19 protein-coding genes are annotated in these 23,640 nt (G+C 74.5%); 10 read left to right on the forward strand and 9 right to left on the reverse strand.

Features of this window, described 5'->3' with window-relative positions; genetic code table 11:
* Positions 1-26: 26 nt before the first annotated feature.
* Both ABIB53_RS11650 and ABIB53_RS11655 read right to left on the reverse strand, forming a co-directional pair.
* Complete coding sequence (locus tag ABIB53_RS11650; protein ID WP_354588270.1) at positions 27-668, reverse strand: cysteine hydrolase family protein; 642 nt, start codon at positions 666-668, stop codon at positions 27-29.
* 44 nt (positions 669-712) lie between these two features.
* Positions 713-1,015, reverse strand: a complete 303-nt coding sequence (locus ABIB53_RS11655) for a thiamine-binding protein (RefSeq protein WP_068270538.1) — start codon at positions 1,013-1,015, stop codon at positions 713-715.
* A 69-nt stretch (positions 1,016-1,084) separates the two neighbouring features.
* Between ABIB53_RS11655 and ABIB53_RS11660 the strand changes: the two genes are divergently transcribed.
* Complete coding sequence (locus ABIB53_RS11660) at positions 1,085-1,546, forward strand: VOC family protein (RefSeq protein WP_354588271.1); 462 nt, start codon at positions 1,085-1,087, stop codon at positions 1,544-1,546.
* Positions 1,547-1,636: 90 nt separating this feature from the next.
* On the opposite strand, the gene ABIB53_RS11665 is transcribed toward ABIB53_RS11660, so the two are convergent.
* Both ABIB53_RS11665 and ABIB53_RS11670 read right to left on the reverse strand, forming a co-directional pair.
* A complete protein-coding gene (locus ABIB53_RS11665; RefSeq protein WP_354588272.1) occupies positions 1,637-2,002 on the reverse strand; it encodes a hypothetical protein in 366 nt (121 codons plus the stop codon).
* Between the two features lie 64 nt (positions 2,003-2,066).
* Entirely contained in the window at positions 2,067-2,867 is an 801-nt protein-coding gene (locus ABIB53_RS11670) for a GTPase domain-containing protein (protein WP_123093424.1), read from the reverse strand.
* A gap of 154 nt (positions 2,868-3,021) precedes the next feature.
* Between ABIB53_RS11670 and ABIB53_RS11675 the strand changes: the two genes are divergently transcribed.
* Complete coding sequence (locus ABIB53_RS11675) at positions 3,022-3,207, forward strand: hypothetical protein (RefSeq protein WP_068270527.1); 186 nt, start codon at positions 3,022-3,024, stop codon at positions 3,205-3,207.
* Positions 3,208-3,219: 12 nt separating this feature from the next.
* Here the strand turns inward: ABIB53_RS11675 and ABIB53_RS11680 are convergent, their stop codons facing one another.
* Entirely contained in the window at positions 3,220-4,047 is an 828-nt protein-coding gene (locus ABIB53_RS11680; protein ID WP_354588273.1) for a GNAT family N-acetyltransferase, read from the reverse strand.
* Between the two features lie 114 nt (positions 4,048-4,161).
* Between ABIB53_RS11680 and ABIB53_RS11685 the strand changes: the two genes are divergently transcribed.
* The 3 genes from ABIB53_RS11685 to ABIB53_RS11695 all read left to right on the forward strand — a co-directional run bounded on the left by ABIB53_RS11685 (position 4,162) and on the right by ABIB53_RS11695 (position 6,750).
* Positions 4,162-4,989, forward strand: coding sequence for a peptidoglycan-binding protein (locus ABIB53_RS11685; protein WP_354588274.1), 828 nt, complete (start codon positions 4,162-4,164; stop codon positions 4,987-4,989).
* 67 nt (positions 4,990-5,056) lie between these two features.
* Positions 5,057-5,923 carry a peptidoglycan DD-metalloendopeptidase family protein gene (locus tag ABIB53_RS11690; RefSeq protein ID WP_354588275.1) on the forward strand — a complete coding sequence of 289 codons (867 nt, stop codon included), beginning with the start codon at positions 5,057-5,059 and terminating at the stop codon, positions 5,921-5,923.
* Positions 5,920-6,750, forward strand: coding sequence for a CHAP domain-containing protein (locus ABIB53_RS11695; RefSeq protein ID WP_354588276.1), 831 nt, complete (start codon positions 5,920-5,922; stop codon positions 6,748-6,750). The genes ABIB53_RS11690 and ABIB53_RS11695 overlap by 4 nt, the downstream gene beginning before the upstream one ends.
* Positions 6,751-6,896: 146 nt before the next feature.
* Here the strand turns inward: ABIB53_RS11695 and ABIB53_RS11700 are convergent, their stop codons facing one another.
* Positions 6,897-9,833: an AfsR/SARP family transcriptional regulator gene (locus tag ABIB53_RS11700; protein ID WP_354588277.1), complete on the reverse strand. Its 2,937-nt coding sequence runs from the start codon at positions 9,831-9,833 to the stop codon at positions 6,897-6,899.
* 203 nt (positions 9,834-10,036) lie between these two features.
* Positions 10,037-11,488 carry a protein adenylyltransferase SelO gene (locus ABIB53_RS11705; protein ID WP_354588278.1) on the reverse strand — a complete coding sequence of 484 codons (1,452 nt, stop codon included), beginning with the start codon at positions 11,486-11,488 and terminating at the stop codon, positions 10,037-10,039.
* A 223-nt stretch (positions 11,489-11,711) separates the two neighbouring features.
* Here ABIB53_RS11705 and ABIB53_RS11710 point away from each other — a divergent pair, with 223 nt between their 5' ends.
* Both ABIB53_RS11710 and ABIB53_RS11715 read left to right on the forward strand, forming a co-directional pair.
* Positions 11,712-16,511 (forward strand): DUF4082 domain-containing protein, encoded by a 4,800-nt coding sequence (locus ABIB53_RS11710; protein WP_354588279.1) that lies wholly within the window; start codon positions 11,712-11,714, stop codon positions 16,509-16,511.
* A 4-nt stretch (positions 16,512-16,515) separates the two neighbouring features.
* Positions 16,516-17,082 carry an acyltransferase gene (locus ABIB53_RS11715; protein ID WP_201467968.1) on the forward strand — a complete coding sequence of 189 codons (567 nt, stop codon included), beginning with the start codon at positions 16,516-16,518 and terminating at the stop codon, positions 17,080-17,082.
* 162 nt (positions 17,083-17,244) lie between these two features.
* On the opposite strand, the gene ABIB53_RS11720 is transcribed toward ABIB53_RS11715, so the two are convergent.
* Both ABIB53_RS11720 and ABIB53_RS11725 read right to left on the reverse strand, forming a co-directional pair.
* On the reverse strand, positions 17,245-18,096 hold the full coding sequence (locus ABIB53_RS11720) for a glycosyltransferase family 2 protein (RefSeq protein WP_354588280.1): 852 nt from the start codon (positions 18,094-18,096) through the stop codon (positions 17,245-17,247).
* Entirely contained in the window at positions 18,093-19,295 is a 1,203-nt protein-coding gene (locus ABIB53_RS11725) for a glycosyltransferase family 4 protein (protein WP_354588281.1), read from the reverse strand. The genes ABIB53_RS11720 and ABIB53_RS11725 overlap by 4 nt, the downstream gene beginning before the upstream one ends.
* Before the next feature lie 52 nt (positions 19,296-19,347).
* On the opposite strand from ABIB53_RS11725, the gene ABIB53_RS11730 reads away from it, so the two are divergent.
* From ABIB53_RS11730 to ABIB53_RS11740, 3 genes are read left to right on the forward strand one after another with little or no spacing between them, the layout of a single operon-like run.
* Complete coding sequence (locus ABIB53_RS11730) at positions 19,348-20,256, forward strand: glycosyltransferase family 2 protein (protein ID WP_354588282.1); 909 nt, start codon at positions 19,348-19,350, stop codon at positions 20,254-20,256.
* 55 nt (positions 20,257-20,311) lie between these two features.
* Positions 20,312-22,699, forward strand: coding sequence for a glycosyltransferase (locus ABIB53_RS11735; protein WP_354588283.1), 2,388 nt, complete (start codon positions 20,312-20,314; stop codon positions 22,697-22,699).
* Positions 22,696-23,637, forward strand: coding sequence for a right-handed parallel beta-helix repeat-containing protein (locus ABIB53_RS11740; RefSeq protein ID WP_354588284.1), 942 nt, complete (start codon positions 22,696-22,698; stop codon positions 23,635-23,637). The genes ABIB53_RS11735 and ABIB53_RS11740 overlap by 4 nt, the downstream gene beginning before the upstream one ends.
* Positions 23,638-23,640 lie beyond the last annotated feature (3 nt).

Below are 23,640 nucleotides of genomic sequence, written 5' to 3' on the forward strand. Positions count from 1 at the left end.
GACCGGACCGGTCCCCCCTTCGCCGGCTACGCCTGCGCCGGGCGGGACTCGCGCCCGCGTGCGGCCGACTCGACGAGGTTGTCCGCGGGCAACGTCTCGCCGGAGCGCAGCGCGTCCACCCAGGCGCTCGTCGTGGCAACGGCAGCCCAGCTCGAGGCGAGCAGCGCCATGAGGGTGTCGTGCACCTGCTGGGCCGGTGCCGACCCGGCGGCGTTGACGATGTCGATGGCCCCGGTTGCGTCCGAGAGCACCTCGACGCTCAGACCGAGCGGCTCGGCAGCGGCCGCGGACCCGAGGACGCAGTTGTTCGTCATGTAGCCGACGAGGGTGACGGTGTCGACGTCGCGCTCGCGCAGCCACTCCTCGAGCCCGGTGCCGGCGAAGACGCTGGCGAAGGACTTCGTGATCTGGAGCGTCGCGCCCTCCGCGAGGGCGGCGACGTCGGGGTGCAGCTCGAAGGTCGGGGTCGCGGGGTCGAAGACCGGCGAGCCGGCAGGTGCCGCGTGCCGCACGACGACGACGGGCACGCCTGCGTCTGCGGCCGCGGTCATCGCCTCGACGACGCGGGCGCGCGACTCCTCGCGCGGCGGGTGCTGGATCTGCAGCAGACCCTCGAAGTACTCCTGCTGGACGTCGATGACGACGAGAGCGCGGCGGGGTGCGGCCATGGGGGATCTCCTCGGGTGGGGGGTGCCAGCGGGTCCGGGTCGGGTCAGTCGCGCAGGTGCTCCTCGACGCGCTGGACCTTCGCGTCGAGCATCCCGGTGTGGCCCTCGCGGATGTCGGCCTTGAGGACGAGCGAGACGCGGGGGCTGTGCGCCTGGACGGCCTCGCACGCGCGGCGCACGACGTCCATGCACTCCTGCCACTCGCCCTCGACGGTGGTGAACATCGCGTCGGTGCGGTGCGGCAGGCCCGAGTCGCGCACGACCCGGACGGCGGCGGCGACGGCCTCGCTCACCGAGCCCTCGGGGTCGGTCGTGGTGGACGGGGCGACGGAGAAGGCGACGAGCATGCCGCCACCGTAGCCAGGTCTGCTCGCGCAGGTCTGGTCAGCGTGCGGGCGTCGTGCCAGGCTCGGTCGATGGCCAGGACGATCCAGGTGACGATCGACGCCGACGACCCCGAGACGCTGAGCCGCTTCTGGGCGCAGGCCCTCGGCTACCGGATCCCGCCGCCGCCCGGGCACGAGCTCGGCGAGGGCGAGGACCCGCTCGAGGCGTGGCACGCCTTCCTCGCGGAGCGCGGGGTGCCGCAGGCCCGCTGGGGTGACGCGTCGGCGGTCGAAGACCCCGACGGGGTGGGTCCGCGGGTCTTCTTCCAGCGGGTCCCCGAGGCGAAGACGGTGAAGAACCGCGTGCACCTCGACGTGCGGGCCGCGCCGGGGCTCGAGGGGCCGGAGCGGATGACGGCGCTCGAGGCCGAGTGCGAGCGGCTCGTCGCGCTCGGGGCGACTCGCGTGCGCCGCGAGGAGCCGGCACCGCCGATGTCGGCCGGCTTCGTCGTCATGCAGGACCCCGAGGGCAACGAGTTCTGCCTGGACTGAGGGGCTGCGGTGGTCTCGAGGCTCGCTGACGCTCGCACCTCGACCAGCGAAGGGGCCTCGCCGGCGCTCGCACCTCGACCGGCGAAGGGGCTACTCGTGGTCGCCGATGCCGGCGACCACGTCGAGGTGCTGGAGGAGGTCGTGGGCGGCGAGCTCGACGGACTTGTGGTGCCACTCGGAGGCCCGGTAGACGCACGCGATGAGCGCCGAGCGGTGCACCCGACGCAGGTCGCCGTACGCGAAGGCGTACCTCCCCTTCGTCTCCTCGCCCGCGCCCTCGCACAGCCCGAGGTGCCACTGCGCGTACTCCTGCCACGAGTGCCGCTCGAGGTAGGCGTTGCGGCGCTCCGCACCCGGCTGGACCTCCGTCCAGGTGCTGTCGAGGACGTACTGGCGGGCCTCGATGCGCTCGTGAGCGCGTGCGACCCCCGCCTCGTGGACGCGGTACTTCGCCATGAGGTCAGTCAACCGCTCGCGGACCGTGCGTGGGGCCGCACGGCCCCCACCCCTGCGGGTGTGCTCAGACGTGCCCGCTCAGCTGTGCCATCCGGGTCTCGAGAGCGCTCAGCTGGCGCTCGGCGGCCGAGCCCTTGCCGAGCTTCGTCCCGTCGGGCGCGGCCATCGGCAGCACGTCGATCGACAGCTTCGCCCCGCCCGCGAGCGAGCGCAGCTCGTCGAGCCGCCGGGCGAAGGGGGACCCGCTGCCGGGGGAGTAGTAGCGCACCGCCTCGTCGAGCTCGTCCTCGAAGAGGTCGGTCTTCGTCACGACGACGACGAGCCAGATCGGGCGGTCGCGGCGCACGGCCATCGAGGCGATGCGGTGCGCGGTGATCGACCAGTCCTCGAGCTCGTCGGCGAGCAGCTCCTCACGCGTCGCCTGCGCGACACCGGTGGTGCCGCCGGTGCGCCGCGGGGTCGCGTGGCCGTAGGCGACGACGTGGAGCACCCCGTCGACGGGGTCGTCGTGGAAGACCTCGTCGAGCGCGCTGAGCCGGGTCGCCGCGTTGTCGCCGGGCACGACGCGGAAGCGGAAGCCACGCCCCTTCGCCGTCTTGCGGGTGCGCCGCTCCATCGTCGCCGACCCGACGTCGTCGCTGCCCAGGGTCGGGCTGCGCCGGGCGAGGGTGTCGGCGAGGCGGGTCTTGCCGACACCGGTCATCCCGGTGACGGCGACGGTGGGGAAGCGGCCGCGGAAGAGGTGGGTGAGGTGGCCCGGCCCGTTGGTCAGCGCGCCGAGCGCACCGCCGGCGATGCTCGTGCCGATGGCGGTGCGGGCCGGGCCGCTGAGGCTGGAGCGCACGGATCGGCTCGAAGGGGTCATCGTCGTCACCTCGGGTGGTGGGGCGGGTCGGTCAGGACCCCAGCCCATCACACCCGCGGGGGTTCTCCGGCCTCCGACCTGGGCGGTCATCACGCAACACCCGCGAAACACGTTCTCTCACAACGGGAAACACCGAGGGTGTGAGATCCCGTGCATGGCCAGGACACGCTCCGCACGATCGCTCCGCACCGCCCGCGCCGTCGCCTACCGCTGCCGGCGGCACACGACCTTCCGCGTCATCTGGCCGGAGGTCGACGCCCCGCTCGTCCACCCGTGCCCGTCGTGCGGCATGGCCTCGCTGCGGCTCATCGGCACCCGCCCGGACTCCGTCAGCGCCTGACGGCAGGCCCGGTCAGCGCCCGAGGAGCAGGAGCAGCAGCGGTGCCAGGTCGTCGGGCAGGGGGTCTCGTGGGTCGAGCCACCTGACCTGCTCGATCTCGGCCGCCGGGTGCACGACCGGGGCGCTCTGACCCTCGAGCGCCGGGTGCTCGAAGACCGTCGCGAGCAGGTCCTGACCCGCCTCGTTGGCGGCGGCGGTCCGGTGCACACCGACGAGCCGCAGCAGCGCCGGGTCGAGCCGCAGCCCGAGCTCCTCCTCGACCTCGCGCACCGCGCACGCGTGCGCGCTCTCGCCCGGCTCGGGCTTGCCGCCGGGCTGCATGAAGAGCGAGGTGCCGCGCTTGCGCACGGTGAGGACCTGGCCGTCCGCGTCGCGCAGGGTCACCGCGCTGACGACGATCGCACCGGCCCGCCGTGGCGCGTCGGCGCCGAGCGCCGCGTGGACGACGCTGTCGTGCCACCGCCCGCCGGCCCACCGGTCGTGACGGGCCACCCCTTCGCGCCTCAGGCCGACCGCCTCGGCGACGCGGGCCGCCCGCTCGTCGCGCGGGTCGGTCCGCGCGACGACGCGGTGCAGCCCGTGGTGGTCCAGGGCGAGGGAGAGCACGTCCGCGACGGCGCCGGTCACCTCGGTCTCGTCGACCCCGTTCGCGAAGGCCCAGGCCAGCTCGCCGGTCGCGCCGGCCTCGTCGAGGGCGAGCGCGAGCGACCCGACGACCTCGCCGGCCCTCTCGGCCACGAGGTCGTACCGGGCGGCGAAGGGGGCGACCCACCCGTCCTCGTCGGGGCGGCGGTCACGCACGACGAGCGCGCCGACGCGCGCGGGGAGGGGGAGGGGCACGGCGCCAGTGTGTCGCACGGCTGCACGCGGGTGTAGCCAGGCTTCAGCCCGGTGATAGCCCCACCGGGCAGCGTCGTCCCCACGAGCACCGCCGGACCCCGGGGAGGACCACCCATGGAGCACATCGCACGCCGCACCGTCCTGAGCACGACGCTCGTCGGGGCCCTCGGCACGCTCGCCGTCGGGCCCGCCGCGGCCGCCGGCACCGTCGACATGGAGGCGGTCGTCCTCGCCGCGCAGCTCGACCCGGTGAAGACCGGGACGGGGCTGACGCCGGGCGCCGCGACGAGCGTGCGACTCGTCGAGCAGGCGCTCGTCGCGAAGGGGATGCTCGCCGCGAGCTACGTCGACGGGCATTTCGGCACCGCGACCCGCACCGCGTACGCCCGGTGGCAGCGCTCGCTCGGCCACTCGGGTCTCGGCGCCAACGGACTGCCCGGCCGCTCCTCGCTCGTGGCCCTCGGGTCCGGCCGCTTCACGGTGACCCGGCAGATCTCGCCCGGCGCCCGCACGAGGTACGACGGCCACCCCTTCGCCACGCGCACCGTCGCGATGCTCGTCGAGGCCAGCCGGCTCTCCGGGGTCGAGCCGCGCGTCGAGCAGGGCTCGTACTCGCCCGGCACCGACCCGACGTCAGCGGGCACGCACGACGGCGGCGGTGCCGTCGACCTCGACGCCGAGGCGCTCACCGCGACCCAGCGCACCCGGCACGTGCGCAGCCTGCGCCGCGTGGGCTTCGCCGCCTGGCTGCGCACCCCGTCGCAGGGCGACTGGCCGCTGCACATCCACGCGGTCGCGATCAACGACACCGACCTCTCGACGCCCGCCCAGACCCAGGTCGGCCGGTACTACCTCGGCCGCAACGGGCTGGCGAGCAACGCCCCCGACGACGGCCCGGCCGTCACGAAGGTCACCTGGGAGCAGTACCGACGCACCCGGTGACACCACGCACCTCGTCGCCGGGACAGGCCCGGCGGCGGACCACCGAAGACGCAGGGAAGGCAGCACGATGAGACGACCACACACCCGACACCTCTCGGTCCTCGCCGCGACGGGAGCCCTCGTGGCCCCGATGGCGCTCGCCCTCCAGCCGGCGCAGGCCGCGGGGCGTGACGGCACCTGTCAGAGCGGGGAGTTCTGCTACTACTACAACTCGGGTCAGGCCGGGTCGGTGTCGGACTTCACGACCTCGGTCGGTGACTACGGCACGAGCCAGCCGGGCTGCTACGACTTCAAGGGCGCCGGGGCGGGCAAGGGCGTGTGCGTGAAGAACAACGCCGCGAGCGTGTGGAACCGCACGAGCAAGACGGTGACGGTCTACTACAACTCCAGCTACGGCGGTGCGACGCAGAAGATCGCGGCGGGCGGCAAGGCCAACCTCAACGCGACGCTGAAGAACAACAACGCCTCGCACCGCATCGGCTCCCCGCCGGCGGGCACCGGCAGCTTCCTGCTGCCCTTCCCCTGCGGCGAGACGTGGGCGGCCGGCACCCGGACCAACCACAGCCCCCAGCTGTCGGTCGACTTCAACCACTACCCCGACGACCTGGGCTGGAAGGTCTACTCCTCCGCCCCGGGCACCGTCTCGACGGTGCGTGACCTCGGCGGCAGCTCGTACGGCAAGTACGTCGTCATCACCCACTCCGGTGGCTGGCAGACGCTCTACGCCCACCTCCAGTCCTTCAATGTGAAGGTCGGCCAGAGCGTCTCGGCGAAGACGATGATCGGGCGCGTCGGGAGCACCGGTGGCTCCACCGGACCTCACCTGCACTACGAGCAGAAGCAGAACGGCGTCGTGAAGAAGGCGACCTTCAAGGACGGCAACCCCGTGTACTACGGGAGCAAGAACCTCGCGCGGAAGAGCTCGTGCCCGTGAGCGCCGTGACCCGTCGGGCCGGGGTGAGCGCCGCCGCCCTCGGGCTGCTCGTCGCGCCGCTGCTCTCCGCCCCGACGGCGCAGGCGGCGGGGCGTGACGGCACCTGCCAGAGCGGGGAGTTCTGCTACTACTACAACTCGGGCCAGGCCGGGTCGGTGTCGGACTTCACGACCTCGATCGGTGACTACGGCACGAGCCAGCCGGGCTGCTACGACTTCAAGGGCGCCGGGGCGGGCAAGGGCGTGTGCGTGAAGAACAACGCCGCGAGCGTGTGGAACCGCACGAGCAAGACGGTGACGGTCTACTACAACTCCAGCTACGGCGGTGCGACGCAGAAGATCGCGGCGGGCGGCAAGGCCAACCTCAACGCGACGCTGAAGAACAACAACGCCTCGCACCGCATCGGCAGCACGGGCGGGGTCAAGGCCGGCGACGACTACCCGTACAAGGGCCAGTCCAGCGGCATCGACCGGTGGAACTTCTACAAGGGCGAGTGCACGAGCTTCGCCGCGTGGGCGCTCAACTCCCGGATGGGCGTGAAGTTCACCAACCAGTACAAGGGCGCCAGCCGCTGGGGCAACGCGAAGAACTGGGACAACACCGCCCGTGCGGTCGGGGTGCCGGTCTCCTCGCGGCCCAAGGCCGGAGACGTCGCCGTGCGCGAGGGCGGCACCTTCGGTCACGTCGCCTTCGTCACGAAGGTCAACGCGAACGGCACCTTCGAGGTCGACGAGTACAACTACGGCGGCGGCTCGCGCTACAGCCACCGCACAACCTCGGTGGGGACGGCGAACAGCCAGTTCAGCTCCTTCATCCGCTTCCGCTGACGGCTCACGGCCACGGGCGTCCCGGCATCGCCGGGGCGCCCGTCGTCGTGCGTGGGGGCGAAGGGGAGAGGCGAAGGGGGGAGAGAGGCGACGGGGGAGAGAGGCGAAGGGGGCGACGGGGGAGCCGCGCGGCGCACGCCGTGCGGTCAGGCGCTCCGCGCGTCCAGCTCGTCGGCCCGCGTCTGCAGGGCCCGGGCCGCGGCGACCGACCCTCGGGCCAGCTCGACCCGGGCCAGCCCGCGCAGGCACTCGGCGGCGTCGGGCCGGGTCGACCCGCGGTCGAAGATGCTCGCCGCCCGCCCGAGCGCGAAGGCCGCGTGCTCGAGGTCCTCGCTGTCGCGGTCGGCGCGCTCGGAGAGGATCTGGCCCCGGACCCGGCTCACGTGCGCGAGGCAGCGCTCGTCGCCGAGCGCCTCGAAGACCTGCTCGGCCTCGCCCAGCGCCGCGAGCGCCCGAGCCGGGCGCCCCTGCCGGCCGTGCACGACGGCCAGCTCGCGCAGCACGACCGCCTCTCGGTGGCTGTCGTCGACCTCGCGGGCCAGGCGTCGGGCGCGCTCGAGCTCGGCGACCGCGGCGTCGAGCTCGCCGAGATCGGCGAGCGCCCGGGCGATGCCCCACCGCAGGTGCGCGGCGGCGGCCGGCGCGGTCGGGGTGACGATGCGCACCGCGCGCCGCAGGAGGGGCAGCGCGAGATCGGGTCGTCCGGTGAGGCGGTGGCACACGGCCCGGGCGCCGAGGGCCATCGCGACCCCCCGCTCGTGCCCGACGGACTCGAAGAGCTCGAGCGCCTCGTCCGCGCAGCGCGCCGCCTCGGGCATCCGCGAGTGGTAGAGGTGCAGCTGGGCCCGCGAGCGCAGCAGAGCGGCCCGGCCGAGCGGCTCGTCGGTGACGCCGTCGGCGACGTCGTGGCACTGCGCCCAGTCGACGAGGTGGGCCCGGGCGTCGAGATAGGGAACGAGCGCGACGGCGAGCTGCCAGCACGTGCTCCGGCGGTCGTGCCGGGCCGCGGTGCGCACGGCGGCGAGGAGCCCGGCCCGCTCGGCGTCGAACCAGCCGAGCGCACCCGCGGCGACCTGCTCCATGGCCTCGGCGGGCGCGCTGACCTCGGCGAGGTCCTCGCCTCTCGGCGGGGCGAAGGGGTTCGGCGGCAGCGCCTGAGTCGCCTGGCGGGCGAGCTCGAGCCAGGTCGCGAGGAGCCGGTCGAGGGCCGGGTCGACGACCGTGGCGCCCAGACCGGCGCACCGCTGCGCCGCGTCGGGGAGCAGCACGTCGTCGAGGCGGAAGCGCGGCCGGCCCTCGGCGCACGAGGTGGTGAGCAGGTGGGCGTCGACGAGCTCGTCGAGATGCCCGTCCGCCACGGCCGGCGAGACGTCGAGGAGCGAGGCAGCCGCCCAGGCCGGCAGGTCGGCCGGCCCGGCCAGGGCGAGCAGGGCGTGCAGCCGGCGGGCGCCCGGTGTCAGGGGGCGCAGGGCCCGCTCCACGCACGCGCCGAGGTCGAGCGAGCCCAGCCGCATCCCCTCGACGAGCCGGTCGTCGTCGACGAGCCGGTCGAGCGCGGTCTGCACCGACCACCCGGGGCGGGCCGCGAGCCGGCCACCGACCGCCCGCACGGCGAGGGGCAGCCGGCCGCAGCGCTCGACGAGGTCTGCCGCCGCCCCCGGCTCGGCACCCACGCGCCCGTCGCCGACGACCCGGTCGAGCAGCTCGACGGCGTCCGCGCGTCGCAGCGCCGACAGCTCGACCCGCGCGGTGCTCGGCGCGTCGCACAGGTGGTGACGGGATGTGACGAGGAGAGCGCTCGCGCCGCCGGGCGGTGCGACGGCCCGGACCTGGTCGCCGTCCATCGCGTCGTCGAGGACGACGAGGACCCGCCGCTCGTGGAGGTGGGCGCGCAGCAGGGCCGCTCGTGCCGGGGCCGACCCGGGCAGGTCGGGGATGCCGAGCTGGACGAGCAGCTCGGTGACGAGCTCGGCCGGGGGTCGGGGGCTGCCGTCGGCCTCGCAGCCGAGCAGGTAGGCCTGGCCGTCGGGGTGGCGATCGGCGACGGCAGACGCGGCGCGCAGGGCGAGAGCGGTGCGCCCGGTCCCCGGGCCGCCGTGGACGACGACCACGGGGGCGGGTGAGCGCACGCCGCGGGGCCGCAGCCGGCGCACGACCTCGGCGAGCTCCTCCTCGCGCCCGACGAGCGCCTCCGGCGTGCACGGGACCCGGGGCCGCGGGCGACGGACCGGGTGAGCGGGCGGGTCCGGGGGAGGGGTGGACGGAGCAGGGGCGGCCGGGGCAGCGGCGGCCGCGGTCCGCCCGGAGGAGGGCCGGGCGGCCCGGGCCGCGCCCCGCAGGATCTCGCGGTGGAGCGCCTGCACCTCGGCGCACGGCTCGACCCCGAGCTCCTCGACGAGCACCCGGCGCAGCCGGCGGTAGACCTGGAGGGCCTCGGCCTGCCGCCCGGTGCGGTGCAGCGCGGTCATGAGCTGAGCGCACACGTGCTCGCGCACGGGGTGGGCCGCGAGATGACGGGTCAACGGTCCGACCGCCTCGGCGTGCAGGCCCTGGCCGAGCAGCGCCGCGAAGCCGGTCTCCTCGACCTCCCTTCGCAGCTCGGCGAGGTGCTCGACCCGGGCCCGCACGACAGGGGTGGCCACGACGTCCTCGAAGGGGTCGCCGCGCCACAGCCCGCGCGCCCCGTCGACCACCTGGGCCGCCCCCACGGGGTCATCCGCGGCGAGGGCCGCCCGGGCGACGACGAGACCTCGCTCGGCCCGGTCGGCGTCGGTCCCGAGCGTCGCGACGTCGAGGGCGTAGCCCGTGGTCGTCGTCGTCAGCGCGTCGGCAGCGCAGGCTGGCAGGGCGCGACGCAGGTGCAGGACGTAGCCGTGGACCTGGGTGCGCGCCGAGGCGGGCGGGGCGTCGCCCCACACCTCGCGGACGAGGGTCTCGACGCTCACCGGGTGCGGTGCGCGGGCGACGAGGGCGGCGAGCACGGCCCGGCGCTTCGGCGAGCCGATGGTGCGCCAGGCGCTCCCGTCGTGGACCTGCAGCGGCCCGAGCACGCCGAGATGAGGTCGTGGGTCGTCGTCCGGCATGCATGCACTCCCCTGCGCGTGGCACCGAAGGCCCAGGATCCCAGCCCCACCACCGCGCGGGTCTACCTCGTCCCGGTCAAGAGATGACCAGCGCTTCGCAACCGGGCGGCCCGCCGACCCGGCAGCACCTCGTCGCGCGTGCCGCAGCACGAGGTGCTGCCGGCGCGTCGAGCTGCTGCCTGCAGCACCTTGTCGGGGGAGGGTCAGGTGCCGCAGTAGGTGACGTAGTCGCGGGTGAAGCGGGGGGCGGGCTCGGCGAGGCGCTCGCGGCCCGGCCGCTCGACGAAGGGGTCGCGCAGCGCCGCGTCGAGGGCGGCGAAGGGGGCGAGGTCTCCCCCTTCGGCCGCGGCGAGGGCCTCCTCGACGAGGTGGTTGCGCGGGATGTAGACGGGGGTGACCCGGTCCATCGCCTCGGCCGCCTCGTGCGTCCGGCCGGAGCTCGCGACCCGCTCGCGCCAGGTGCGCTCCCAGGCGGCCCAGCGCTCGCGGTCCTCCACCTCGTCGAGGTGGCGGGCCGGCTCACCGCGCAGGAGCCGGGCGAGGTCGCGGTGCAGGCCGGTGTGGTCGAGCTCCTCGTCACGGGCGATGCCCTGCAGCTCGGCGACGAGGTCGCCGTCGCGGTCGTCGGTGGAGCCCGTGAGGCCCAGCGCCGCGCGGGCGCGGTCCAGCCGGCTCGCCCGGTAGCGCGCGTCGAAGCCGTCGAGCAGGGACTGGGCCCGGGTGACCGCGTCGTCCGGGCTCTCCTGCGCGAGTGGCACGAGCGCCTCGGCGAGGCGGGCGAGGCCCCACGCCGCCATGGCCGGCTGCTGCGAGTACCGGTACCGACCGGTGTGGTCGATGCTGCTGAACCACTGCTCGGGGGCGTAGGTGTCGAGGAAGGCGCACGGCCCGTAGTCGATGGTCTCGCCGGACAGCGTCATGTTGTCGGTGTTCATCACGCCGTGGACGAAGCCGAGCGACATCCACGCCGCGACGAGATCGGCGTGGCGCTCGAGCACGGAGGCGAAGAGGTCGAGGACGTCGCCCTCGGCGACGTGCGGGTGGTGCCGGGCCCGGACGTGCTCGACGAGCGCGCCGAGCTGCTCGCGGCTGCCCTGGGTGGCGAGCAGGACGACGGTCCCGATGCGCAGGTGCGACGACGCGACCCGGGTGAGCACCGCGCCGGGCAGCGGGCGCTCGCGGCGGACCTGCTCGCCGGTCGCGACGGCCGCGAGGGAGCGGGTCGTCGGCACGCCGACCGCGTGCATGAAGCCGCTGACGAGGTACTCGCGCAGCACCGGGCCGATCGCGGCGCGGCCGTCGCCGCCGCGGGAGAAGGGGGTGCGTCCTGAACCCTTGAGGGCCACGTCGCGCCGCTGACCGGAGATGTCGACGACCTCGCCGAGCAGGTGCGCCCGGCCGTCGCCGAGGAGCGGGCTCAGCTGCCCGAACTGGTGACCCGCGTACGCCTGGGCGATCGGCTGCGACCCCGTCGCCACTCGGTTGCCGGCGAGGACCTCGACGCCCTCGGCGCGGCGCAGCTGCTCCGGGTCGGCGCCGAGCTCACGGGCGAGGTCGTCGTCGAGCGCGAGCAGACGAGGGTCGGCGACGGGGACCGGGTTGACCCGGGCGCCGAGCCAGCCGAGGTCGCGGACGAAGCTGTTGTCCCACTGCATGTCCTCCAGCGTCGCACGCAGGCCCCGGGGCGTGGCACCGGCCGGCCGGGGGCGGCGCCGACGCTGCCGGGCCCGTCGCGAGATCGCGCACCACTTCTGCGGATTCGCCTCCCGGTTGCGGGCCCGATCCCTACGATGTACAAGCCGGCCGGGGGATCCGTCGGCGGGGGCGAGCGTGTCGGGGACCCATGGGTCTGCGGTGCGCCGGCATCGGGGAGATGACATGCACGAGGACGACGTTCGGCCGCCGAGCGACACCGACACCGCGGGACGCAGCGGCTTCAGCCGTCGGCGCTTCTTCGCCTTCTCCGGGGCCGCCGGCGTCGGCGCCGCGCTCGTGCCCGACGTGGCCGCGGCGGCGACGAGCCCGACGATCTCACAGGAGAACGCGCAGACCGGCGCGCTGCCGGAGCAGTGGGAGTCCGACGACAGCACCTCGATCGTCGGCTTCACCACCGAGTACAGCGTGCTGCCCGGGCAGCGGGTCGACTTCAAGATCAAGACCGACTCCCGCGACTACGTCGTGCGGATCTACCGGCTCGGCTGGTACGGCGGGCGCGGCGCGCGCTGGCTGCAGGACGTCAGCCCGACGGCGACCCTGCCCCAGAGCCAGCCCGAGCCGAGGACGGAGGCGTCGAGCGGGCTCGTCGACTGCGGCAACTGGGCGGTCTCGGCGAGCTGGACGGTGCCCACCGGCGCGGTCTCGGGGGTCTACTACGCGAAGATGCAGCGCCGCGACGGCGACGCCTCGAGCAGCCACACGATCTTCGTCGTCCGCCGCCAGGGCCCCTCCGACGTCCTCGTGCAGACCTCCGAGATGACGATGCACGCGTACAACCGCTACGGCGGCAACAGCCTGTACTTCGGCCAGCCCGTCGGCCGCTCCTTCAAGGTCAGCTACAACCGCCCCTTCGGCGAGGGCGACGGCGTCGACAACGACTTCTTCAACGCCGAGTACCCGCTCGTGCGCTTCCTCGAGCGCAACGGCTACGACGTCGCCTACTGCGGCGGCATCGACGTGCACCGCGACGCCTCGGTCCTGCAGGGACGCAAGATCTTCGTCTCCTCCGGTCACGACGAGTACGTCACCGGGGCCCAGCGCACCAACGTCACCGCGGCCCGCGACGCCGGCACGCACCTGATCTTCATGACCGGCAACGAGTACTTCTGGCGGGTGCGCACCGCCCCGTCGATCGACGGCGCGAGCACCCCCGACCGCACGATCGTCTGCTACAAGGAGACGCTCGACGGGGCGAAGACCGACCCGAGCTCGGAGTGGACGGGCACGTGGCGCGACCCGCGCTTCACGACGAAGCCGAACGGCAACTTCCCCGAGAACGAGCTCACCGGACAGCTCTTCGTCGGCATCCTGCCCGGCGGCGAGGCGCCCAACCTCGCGCTGCGCGTCCCCCGGGACTACGCGCCGCTGCGCTTCTGGCGCGGCACCGACGTCGCCGCCCTCCAGGCCGGCCAGAGCGCGACCCTGGCCCAGGACAGCCTGGGCTACGAGTTCGACGTCGACGCGGACAACGGCTTCCGCCCCGGCGGCATCATCCACCTCTCGGAGACCTCGGCGAGCGCCCCGCAGATCCTGCGCGACCACGGCAAGACGTACACCGAGGGCGTCGTCGTGCACACGATGACGTTGTACCGGGCGCCGTCGAAGGCGCTCGTGTGGGGCACGGGCACCGTCCAGTGGGCCTACGGCCTCGACGAGTACCACGTCGCGCACACCGGCACCGCGACGAACAAGGCGATGCAGCAGGCGACGGTCAACGTGCTCGCCGACATGGGCGCCCAGCCGGTCACCCTCATGACCGGTCTCGTCCGCGCCGTCGAGTCCACCGACTCGGTACCGCCGACGGTGACGATCACCGCGCCTGCGTCGGGCACCCACGCCCCCGTCGGCTCGCCCGTGACGGTCACCGGCACGGCCGTCGACTCCGGCGGCGGCGTCGTCGCGGCCGTCGAGTACTCGACGGACGGCGGCACGACGTGGCGCCCGGCCACCGGGCGGGCGAGCTGGAGCGCCGTCGTCACCCCGATGGCGCTGGGCTCCCACGCGATCAAGGTCCGAGCGGTCGACGACAGCTGCAACATCGGCCAGCCGGCCACCGTGACCGTCCAGGGCGTCGCCCGCGCCTACCCGTGCTCGATCTGGCCCGAGGGCACCGTGCCCGCGACACCGGCGACGAACGAGACGACACCGCTCGAGGTCGGGGTGAAGTTCCGCGCGAGCGAGCCGGGCTTTGTGCGCGGCATCCGCTTCTACAAGGGCGCGGGCAACACCGGCACCCACGTCGGCCACCTGTGGACCGTCGACGGGCGCCAGCTCGCCGAGGTGACCTTCACCGGCGAGACCGCCTCGGGCTGGCAGACCGCCCCCATCACCCCGGTCGCCATCGAGGCCGACCAGACCTACGTCGTCTCGGTCTTCATGCCCAACGGCCACCCCGCCGGTGACACCGGGTACTTCTCCTCCCCCTTCGCCCTCCCGCCGCTGCGGGCGCTCGGCACGGGAGAGGACGGGGCGAACGGCGTCTTCCGCGACGGCCAGGGCATGCCCAACCAGACCTACGGCGCGTCGAACTACTGGGTCGACATCTCCTTCAGCGACGACGACGCGACCGCCCCGACCGTCATCTCGACGACGCCCTCGGACCAGGTGCAGGCCGTCGGCCTCGGGCAGCCGGTGCAGGCGCGCTTCAGCGAGGGGATGACCGGCTCGTCGGTGAAGATCAGCCTGCGCGACGCGGACGGGCAGGTGCTCACGGGGACGATGTCCTACGACGCGACGACCCGCACCGCGAGCCTCGCGCCGAGCCAGCCGCTGCGCCGCCGCACCTGGTACACCGCGCGCGTCGACGAGGCGAAGGACCGCTCCGGCGCGTCGATCACCGCGCCGGTGAGCTGGCGCTTCCAGACCGTGGCGGCCGACGACGACTCGCCGGCGACGCTGTGGGACTCCTCGGCGACGCCCGACCGCTTCGTCACCGAGCGCAGCGCGGTCGAGGTCGGCACGAAGATCACGACCTCCGTGGACGGCACGATCTCCTCGATCCGCTTCTACAAGGCGCCCGGCAGCGAGGGCACGCACGTCGGTCACCTGTGGACCCTCGACGGCCAGCTGCTCGGCTCGACGAGCTTCGACCCGAGCCTGCCGAGCGGCTGGCAGCAGGCCCCGCTCACCGCGCCGGTGGCCGTGCGCGCCGGCACGACCCTCGTCGCCTCGGTCTTCGCGCCCCAGGGCGTCTACGCGGCGAGCGGCGGCTACTTCACGACCGCGCGCACCCGTGGACCGCTCACCGCCCCCGTCGCCGGCAACGGCGTGTACCGCTACGGCGGCGGGGCTGTGCCGACCTCGACGTGGAACCAGACCTCGTACTGGGTCGACGTCGTCCTCGACCTGCCGGACGACACGACGGCGCCGAAGGTCGTGTCCGTCGAGCCGGCGAAGGGGGTCCACGCGGTCACCCCGGGGTCGGGCCTCGCGGCGACCTTCGACGAGGTGGTCGTCGAGAGCACGGTGCAGTGGAGCGTGCGGACCGCCGCCGGCGCGATCGCCGGGACGACGAGCTACGACGCGGCGACCCGCACCACGCGCTTCGCGCCGTCGTCGACCCTGCCCCGCGGGGCGACGGTGACGGCGAGCGTGCGCGGGGCCGACCGGGCGGGCAACCTCGGCGAGGCGCGGCAGTGGAGCTTCGTCGTCGACAGCGAGGTCGGGCGCACCCCGGCGACGCTGTGGACGAGCGCCGACGTGCCGACGGTCCCGTCGGTCTCCGACACCGGCGCCATCGAGGTCGGCGTGCGCTTCCGCCCCGACGGCGACGGCACGATCACCTCGATCCGCTTCTACAAGGGGCCGGGCAACGGCGGCACGCACGTCGGCCACCTGTGGCGCACCGACGGCACCCTGCTCGCGACGGCAGTCTTCGCCGACGAGAGCGCGACCGGCTGGCAGGAGGCGGACTTCGCCACCCCGGTGCCCGTCACCGGCGGCACGGAGTACGTCGCGTCCTACCAGGCGCCCCAGGGCCGGTACGCGGCGAGCAGCGGCGCGCTGAAGACGGCGCGCACCCGCGGCCCGCTCACCGCTCCCGCCTCGGCGACCGGCCGCCCGAACGGCGTCTTCGCCGCGGGTGCCGCGACCTACCCGACGCAGACGTGGAACGCGACGAGCTACGGCGTCGACGTCGTCTTCGTCGACGCGACCGCGCCGGAGGTCTCCGGGCGCACCCCGGCGCCGGGCGACGAGGCGATCCCCGTGGCCTCGACGGTGACGGCGACCTTCTCCGAGCCGGTGGTGTCGAGCAGCATCGTCTTCGGGCTGCGCGACCCGGGCGGCGCGGCCGTGCCGGCGAGCGTGGCATACGACGCGACGGAGCGCACGGCCACCCTCACCCCGAGCTCGCCGCTCGCCTCGGCGACGCGGTACACGGCGACGGTGAGCGGGGCGAAGGACGCGGACGGCAACGCGATGACGGCCCCGTCGACGTGGTCCTTCACGACGGCGACGGCCGGGGAGCAGACCGTCTGGCCCGACTCCGTCGTCCCGGCCAAGCTCGACTCGGGCGACACCGGCAGCGTCGAGCTCGGCATGAAGTTCCGCGTCACCGCCACCGGCTCGGTCACCGCGCTGCGCTTCTACAAGGGCGGGTCGGGCAACGCCGGTCCGCACGTCGTCAACCTGTGGGGCCCCGACGGCACGCGGCTTGCGACGGCGACCTCGAGCGCGGAGAGCGCCCGCGGGTGGCAGCGGGTGCGGCTGAGCACGCCCGTGACGCTCACCCCGGGCACGGTCTACGTCGTGTCGTACTTCGCCCCGAGCGGCCGGTACAGCGTCGACGGCGGGTACTTCAACGCCGGCACGCGCACGAGCGGGGCGATCGAGGCGCTCGGCAACGGCGTGAGCGGCGGCAACGGCCTCTACCGCTACGGCACGTCGAGCACGGCGGTGCCGACGGGCAGCTACAACGGCGCCAACTACTGGGTCGACGTCGTCTTCGTCGTGGGAGCGTGAGCCGGTGAGCAGCGACGGGGTCTTCGTCCACCCGGACGGGCGCTGCCTGTCCGACCGCGTCGGTGACGGCACCCGGGTGTGGGGCTTCGCCCAGGTGCTCGACGGCGCGGTGGTCGGGCGGGACTGCAACATCTGCGGCGGAGCCTTCGTCGAGGGTGGGGTCGTCATCGGCGACCGCGTCACGGTGAAGAACTCGGTGCTCCTCTTCGAGGGGGTGAGCGTCGGCGACGACGTCTTCCTCGGCCCGGGGGTCGTCTTCACCAACGACATGCGCCCCCGTGCCCACGTCAAGCGCTCCGGCGACGCGCTCCTGCCGACCACGGTCGAGCAGGGCGCGACCCTGGGCGCCGGGGTCGTCGTCGTGTGCGGCACCGTCATCGGCCACGACGCCTTCGTCGGCGCCGGCGCGGTCGTCACCGCCGACGTCGCGCCCCACGCCTTCGTCGTCGGCAGCCCCGCCCGGCAGATCGGCTGGGTCTGCCGCTGCGGCGAGCGCCTCCCCGCCGACCTCACCTGTCCCTGCGGTCGCTCCTTCGAGCAGGCCGAGGTCGGCCTGCGCGAGCTGCCCTGACCCCCCTTCGCCCCGAACCTCACCCGTCACTGGTTTATCGGGTCACCCGATAAACCCCTGGTGAGCACGAGTTTCTTACTCCTGCTGAGCCGGGGTTTCTCGGGTGACCCGAGAAACGTGGGGATCGTGGGGTTTGCGAAGGGGGCGTAGGGGGGGAGGGGGTCAGCCCTGGCGGCTGCTCTCGTCGCGCAGCCAGTGGTCGTGGCCCTTGCGGGCGCGGCGGCGCACGAGGAGGCGGGCGGCGAGGGTGACGGCGACGAAGACGGCGACGTCGGGCAGGCGGCGCAGGTCGCCGCGGGCGATCGTCACGAGGTCGGCCGGGGTGGTGCGTGCGGCCGCGGTGCGCAGACCGCGCTCGTCGGCCTCGGTGTTGCCCTCGACGACCCGGGCGCGACGGCGCAGCAGGTCGGCGACGGTGCGGGGGACGCGGACGACGACCTCGGCGGCCACGACCAGGCGCTCGTGCTCGGCGAAGGCCTCGGACAGCGCGAGGTCGTCGGAGAGCATCGCCTCCATCGCCCGGAAGCGGCGCATGCCCTCGGGGCCGAGCGCGATGACCCCGCGCCCGAAGAGACCGCTCCGCACGCTCGGCAGCTCCTGCCAGACGCGATAGTAGGCGCGGACGAGCCCCGAGCACCCCGTGGTCTCGAGGACCCGCCGGGGTGCCGTCGCGAGCACCTCGCCGGCGAGGATCGGGGCGACGAGGGCGTCGATCATGCCCTCGCCGAGCTCGAGGTCGGCGTCGCAGATGATCCGGGGGTGGTGCGAGGCGATGTCGTCGGCGGCGAGGACGGCGCCGTGCTTCGAGGGGGTGGCCAGCTCGAGGACGTGGTGGGCCAGGCCGCTGCGCCGGGCGCCCTCGGCCGTGGAGTCGCTGCACCCGTTGGCCGCGACGACGACCTCGACCGCGGTCGTGCGGGCCGCGCGGGCCACCGACGCGAGCAGGCGCGGCAGCACCCGCTCCTCGTCGTGCGCCGGCACGAGCAGGCTGGCGACCGCGGCCGGCACGGTCATCGTCGGTCCGCGGCGAGCTCGGCGCCCAGGGCGAGGAGACGGTCGACCTTCGCCGGCCAGGTGGCGGTCGCGGCGACGTGACGTCGCCCGGCCTCGCCCATGGTCCGGCGCAGGGCGGCGTCGCCGCCGAGCCGGTCGAGCGCGGCCGTGATGTCGGTGCGGAAGCGCTCGGGCGAGGTCACCGGCAGCCGGATCGCGCACTCGTCGGTCGTGAAGGCGCCGGGTCCGCCACGGGCGGCGACGACGAGCGGCAGCCCCCAGGACATCGCCTCGAGCGGGGCGTTGCCGCCCGGCTCGCGATAGCTCGGGAAGGCGAAGACGTCGGCCCGCCGGTAGAGCTCGGCCATCGCCGGCCGCTCGACCCAGCCGTGGAAGGTCACGCGGTCCTCGAGACCGAGCGCGGTGACCTGACGTCGCAGGGACTCGTCCTCCGGGCCGACCCCGGCGATCTCGAGGTCGACCGGGGCCGTCGTCGCGGCGAGGGCGTCGACGAGCTCGTGCACCCCCTTCGAGCGCACGAGACGACCGGCGAAGAGGGCGCGCACCCGCGGCCCGGCAACCCGCTCGACGGGCTCGGGGATCTGCGCGACCGCAGTCTCCGGCATCGTCTCGAAGCGCTTGAGCGTCAGCCCGGACAGCGCCTCGGCGACGTAGTCGGCGATCCCGAGCACGCAGTCGGCCTCCTCGAAGGTGCGTCGCAGCAGCCGGTCCCGCCGCAGCCGCATCCCGTCGAGCTCGCGCAGGCGGTAGTACCAGGGCTCGCTCGTGCCGTCGGCGCTGAAGCCGGGAGGGTCGGCCAGCCCACCGCCCACCGGGCCGACGATCGTCGGGATCCCGAGCCCGACGACGGGGCTCGGGTAGCGCATCGCGACCGGGGTGGGCTGGAAGGCGAGGTCGAAGTGCTCGCCCGTGGCGAGCGCGTCGACGACCCAGCGCCGCGCGCGCCGGTAGAAGGAGACGTAGCCCGGCTTGGCGATGCTGTTGAGCCGCTCGACGCGGCCGAGCAGCGGCGGCTCGACCCACTCGACGACCCGCAGCCCGTCGAGCTGCTCGGCCGCCGGGGTCGCCGTGCGCTTGTGGTAGGTCACGAGGGTCGTGTCGCACCGTTGCGCGAGGTGGCGGGCCCACTGGTAGGACACCCAGGACTCGCCGACGTCCTGGCCGTCGCACGTCGGGGCGATGAGGAGCACACGGGGCACAGCGTCAGCAAACCACGCACGGACGGTGCCGCGTGGCCGCTACGGTGAAGCCGTGCCAGCCCGGGTCGGCCTCGTCGTCGTCAACTACAACAGCGCGCACCTCACCCGTGCGCTCCTCGACGGGGTGCCCGCCGCGCTCGCCGGGCTCGAGGGCGAGGTCGTCGTCGTCGACAACGGCTCGCAGGACGACTCGCTCGAGGTCCTCGCGACCCTCACCGGCGTCACCGTCGTGCCCTCGACGAACGAGGGCTACGCGGCCGGCCTCAACCGCGGGATCGCCGCGCTCGAGCGCGTCGACGCCTACGTCGCGCTCAACCCCGACCTGCGCCTCGCGCCGGGCAGCCTGCGCCGCCTCGTCGAGCGTCTCGGCGACGGCCCGGACGGCGCCCGGGTCGGCATCACCGCACCCCTCGTGCGCGACGCGGACGGCTCGACGTCGTGGTCGCTGCGCCGTGACCCGAGCCTGCTGCGCTCGTGCGGGCTGGGCTCGACCGGCCGCCCCGCGCTCAGCGAGTACGTCCGGGACCCGCAGGCCTACGGCCACGCCCACGCGGTCGACTGGGCCCTCGGCGCCTGCCTCGCCGTCTCGTGGGAGTGCGCGCAGGAGATCGGGCCGTGGGACGAGTCGTACTTCCTGTACTCCGAGGAGACCGACTACTGCATGCGCGCCCGCGACCTCGGCTGGCAGGTGTGGTTCGAGCCGGCGGCGGAGGTCACCCACGAGGGCGGCGGCTCGGGCGTGAGCGACGCGCTGCACGAGATGCAGGTCCTCAACCGCGTGCGCCTCGTGCGCCGCCGACGCGGCACCGCGTACGGATGGGCCTACCTCGGCGCGTCGACCGCGCAGGAGCTGTGGTGGGCGGCGAAGGGGAACCGCCGCAACCGTCGTGCGGCGCTCGCCCTCGTCGTGCCCTCCCGCAGATCGGCCAAGTCCTCCCGGGGGAGCGTGCTCCCGCAGTAGCCTCGTGGGTGCGCGTCCGGGGGGTCGGACGACGCACCGTCACGAAGGGGGCGCGATGCGCGTACTCGTCTACCCGCACGACCTCGCCATCGGCGGGAGCCAGCTCAACGCCATCGAGATCGCGGCCGCGATGCGCCCGGCCGGTGTCGAGCCGCTCGTCGTCGGGCGCACCGGTGCCCTCGTCGAGCGGATCGAGGAGCTCGGCCTGGAGTTCCTCGAGACCCCCGACCCGGGTCGTCGTCCGTCCGCGCGGGTCGCGGCGAGCGTGCGCCGTCTGGTCGACGAGCGTGGGCTGGACCTCCTCCACGGGTACGAGTGGCCCCCGACCCTCGAGCTGGTCGCCGCCGGAGGGCTGCGGGGCCGGCCCCCGGTCGTCTCGACGGTGATGTCGATGGCGGTCGCCCCCTTCGTCCCGCACGACGTGCACCTCGTCGTCGGCACCGAGCAGATCGCGGCGACCGAGCGCGCCCGCGGTCGTGACCGGGTGCACGTCATCGAGCCGCCCGTCGACCTCGCCCACAACGTGCACCCGGGTGACGAGGCAGTCGCCGCTCAGCGTGCCCGGCACGGCCTCACCGGCGACCGCCCGCTCGTCGTCGTCGTCAGCCGGCTCGCCGACCAGCTCAAGCTCGAGGGTCTGCTCCACGCGATGACCCTCGCAGCCGACCTCGCGGCGACCGACGACGCCTTCGACCTGCTCGTCGTCGGCGACGGCCCGGCTCGTGACCGTGTCACCGAGGGGGCCGAGGCCGCCAACCGCCGGGCCGAGCGCCGCGTCGTCGTGCTCGCGGGCGAGCTGCGCGACCCGCGCCCGGCGTACGCGGTGGCCGACGTGTGCCTCGGCATGGGCGGGTCGGCCCTGCGGGCGCTCGCCTTCGCCAAGCCCCTCGTCGTCCAGGGCGAGTCCGGCTTCTTCCTGCCGCTCAGCGAGGAGACGGCCGACGTCTTCTCCTGGCAGGGCTGGTACGGCACGGGTGCCGACCACGAGCTCGGCGTCGCGGCCCTGCGCGAGGCGCTCGTGCCGCTGCTGCGCGACCCGGCGCTGCGCGAGCGCCGAGCCGCCCTCGGCCGCCGGCTCGTCGAGCGCTGCTCGGTCGAGGCGGCGGCGCAGCAGCAGCTGCGCATCTACGAGGAGGCGCTCGTCTCGGGGCCGGGGGCCGTCCGTCACGCGGCCGACTCCGGCCGCGCGGCCGCACAGCTCGTGCGCTACAAGGTCGCCCGCAAGTCCGCCCGGCTCGTCGGACGCGGTGCGGCCGAGGACTTCAACGCGGTCCCGGTCGCGGCCGGCGGCACGACGGCCCGCGACCCCCGCCCCGCCCCGACGCGCCCGCGCGACCCCGTCCTCTGGTACGCCGGGGTGTCCTGGGAGGGCGTGCGCGGCACCGACCACCGGCTCGTCGACGAGGTCCTGCGCGAGCGCGAGGTCATCTGGGTCGACCCGCCGAAGCCGACCGGGCGCCCCTGGCGGCCGGGCAGCCTGCGCCACCGGGTCACCCGGCCGCTGCCGGGTCTGACCCGGATCAGCACCCCGGTGCTGCCCGGGGTCACCCGCCCCGTGATGCGCGAGCTCGCCCTGCTGTGGTCGGCCCGCGGCGTGCGCGCAGCACTGGCCGGGCTCGGCACCGCCCCGCAGGTCGTCCTCGCGTCGTGCAGCGAACCGGTCCTGCGGCGCCATCCCGACCTGCCGAGCGTCCACTACGCCACCGACGACGTCGTCGCGGCTGCGCCGCTCTGGGGCGTCTCGCCCCGCCTCCTCCACCGCTGGCGCGAGTCGAACCTGCGCGGCGCGGGCACCGTCCTCGCCGTCTCGAGCCATCTCGCCGGCCTCCTGCGCCGTGAGGGCAAGACCCCGGTGGTGCTGCCCAACGGCTTCGCCGGCGCGCAGGGGCACGACGTGGCGGCCGTCGACCTCGACCTGCCCCAGCCGGTCGCCGCCGTCGTCGGCCAGCTCAACGAGCGCATCGACCTCGGGTGCCTCGAGGAGGTCCGCGACCAGGGCATGGGTCTGCTCGTCGTCGGACCGGCCTACTTCGCCACGAAGCAGGCCCGGGCCCGCTTCGACCGGCTCGTCGCCTCGCCCGGCGTGCACTGGACCGGTCGCGTCCCGAGCGAGGACCTCCCGGGCTACCTCGCCGCCGCCGACGTCGGGCTCAGCCCGTACGCCGACACGGCCTTCAACCGCAGCTGCTCGCCGCTGAAGACCCTCGACTACCTCGCGGCGGGCCTGCCCGTCGCGACGACCGCCGTCGCCACCGACCCCGCGGGGTCCCCCTTCGTCCTCCCGGCGCACGACGCGCCGGGCCTGGCCCTGCGCGCGGCCGAGCTCGCGCACGCGGGGACCGGACCGGACGAGATCCGCCGCAGTGTCGCGGGCCACGACTGGGCCAGCAGGGCCCGGGCGCTGCTCGTCGAGCTCGACCGCGCAGACAAGGGGACGTCATGAGACGTCGACGCACGACCTTCGCCCTGGGAGGGGTGGCCGTCGCCGCCGCCCTCGCCCTGTCCGTCCGCGGGGGCCTGGGCCCCTCGACGTCGCCGGCCACGGCGCCACCGAGCGCGACGCCGACCGTCGCCGGCCCGTCGACCCACGACTGCGTCGACGAGCCCAGCCGCTGCGGGTACCCCGACGAGACGACGACCGGGGTGAGCGACGGGGTGACCCTGAAGAAGTCCGGCTCGGTGATGGCCGACGAGGACGGCCAGGTGGTCGAGGGCCTCGACATCACCGGCGAGATCAGCGTCAGCGCCGCCGACGTGACGATCCGCGACGTGCGGGTCACCGGCGGCCGTGGTGCCGGGGCGTCGGACTGGGTCGTCGTCGTGCGCCCCGGCGCCGAGCGTCTCGTCATCGAGGACAGCGTGCTGCGCACGCCCGAGGGCTCGGAGCAGGACATCGCCTGCGTGCTCAACATCGGCGACGCCGAGCCGACGGTGCGCCGCGTCGACATCTCCGGGTGCAGCGCGGGCATCTCCAGCGGCGGCGGTCTCGTCGAGGACACCTACATCCACGACCTCGCGATGATCCCGGGGCTCAGCCACGTCGTCGGGGTGGCCTCGAACGGTGGTGGCGGCATGATCGTGCGACGCAGCACGATCCTCAACGAGTACGCGCAGACCGCCGCGGTCGCCTTCTACCAGGACTTCAGCCAGCAGTCCGACAACCTCGTGCAGGACAACCTGCTCGCCGGTGGCGGCTACATCTTCTACGGCGGCAACGGCCGCTTCGGCCCGACCTCGAAGATCCGTTTCGTCGACAACCGGATCTCCCGGCTCTACTACCCGACCGGCGGCTCGCTCGGCCTCACGGCGAGCTTCGACGTCGACCTGCCGGGCAACGAGATGTCGGGGAACTTCTGGGACGACACGGGCGAGCCCGTGTGACCA

Source organism: Janibacter sp. UYMM211, from assembly GCF_040547045.1.
GTDB classification, from domain to species: domain Bacteria; phylum Actinomycetota; class Actinomycetes; order Actinomycetales; family Dermatophilaceae; genus Marihabitans; species Marihabitans melonis.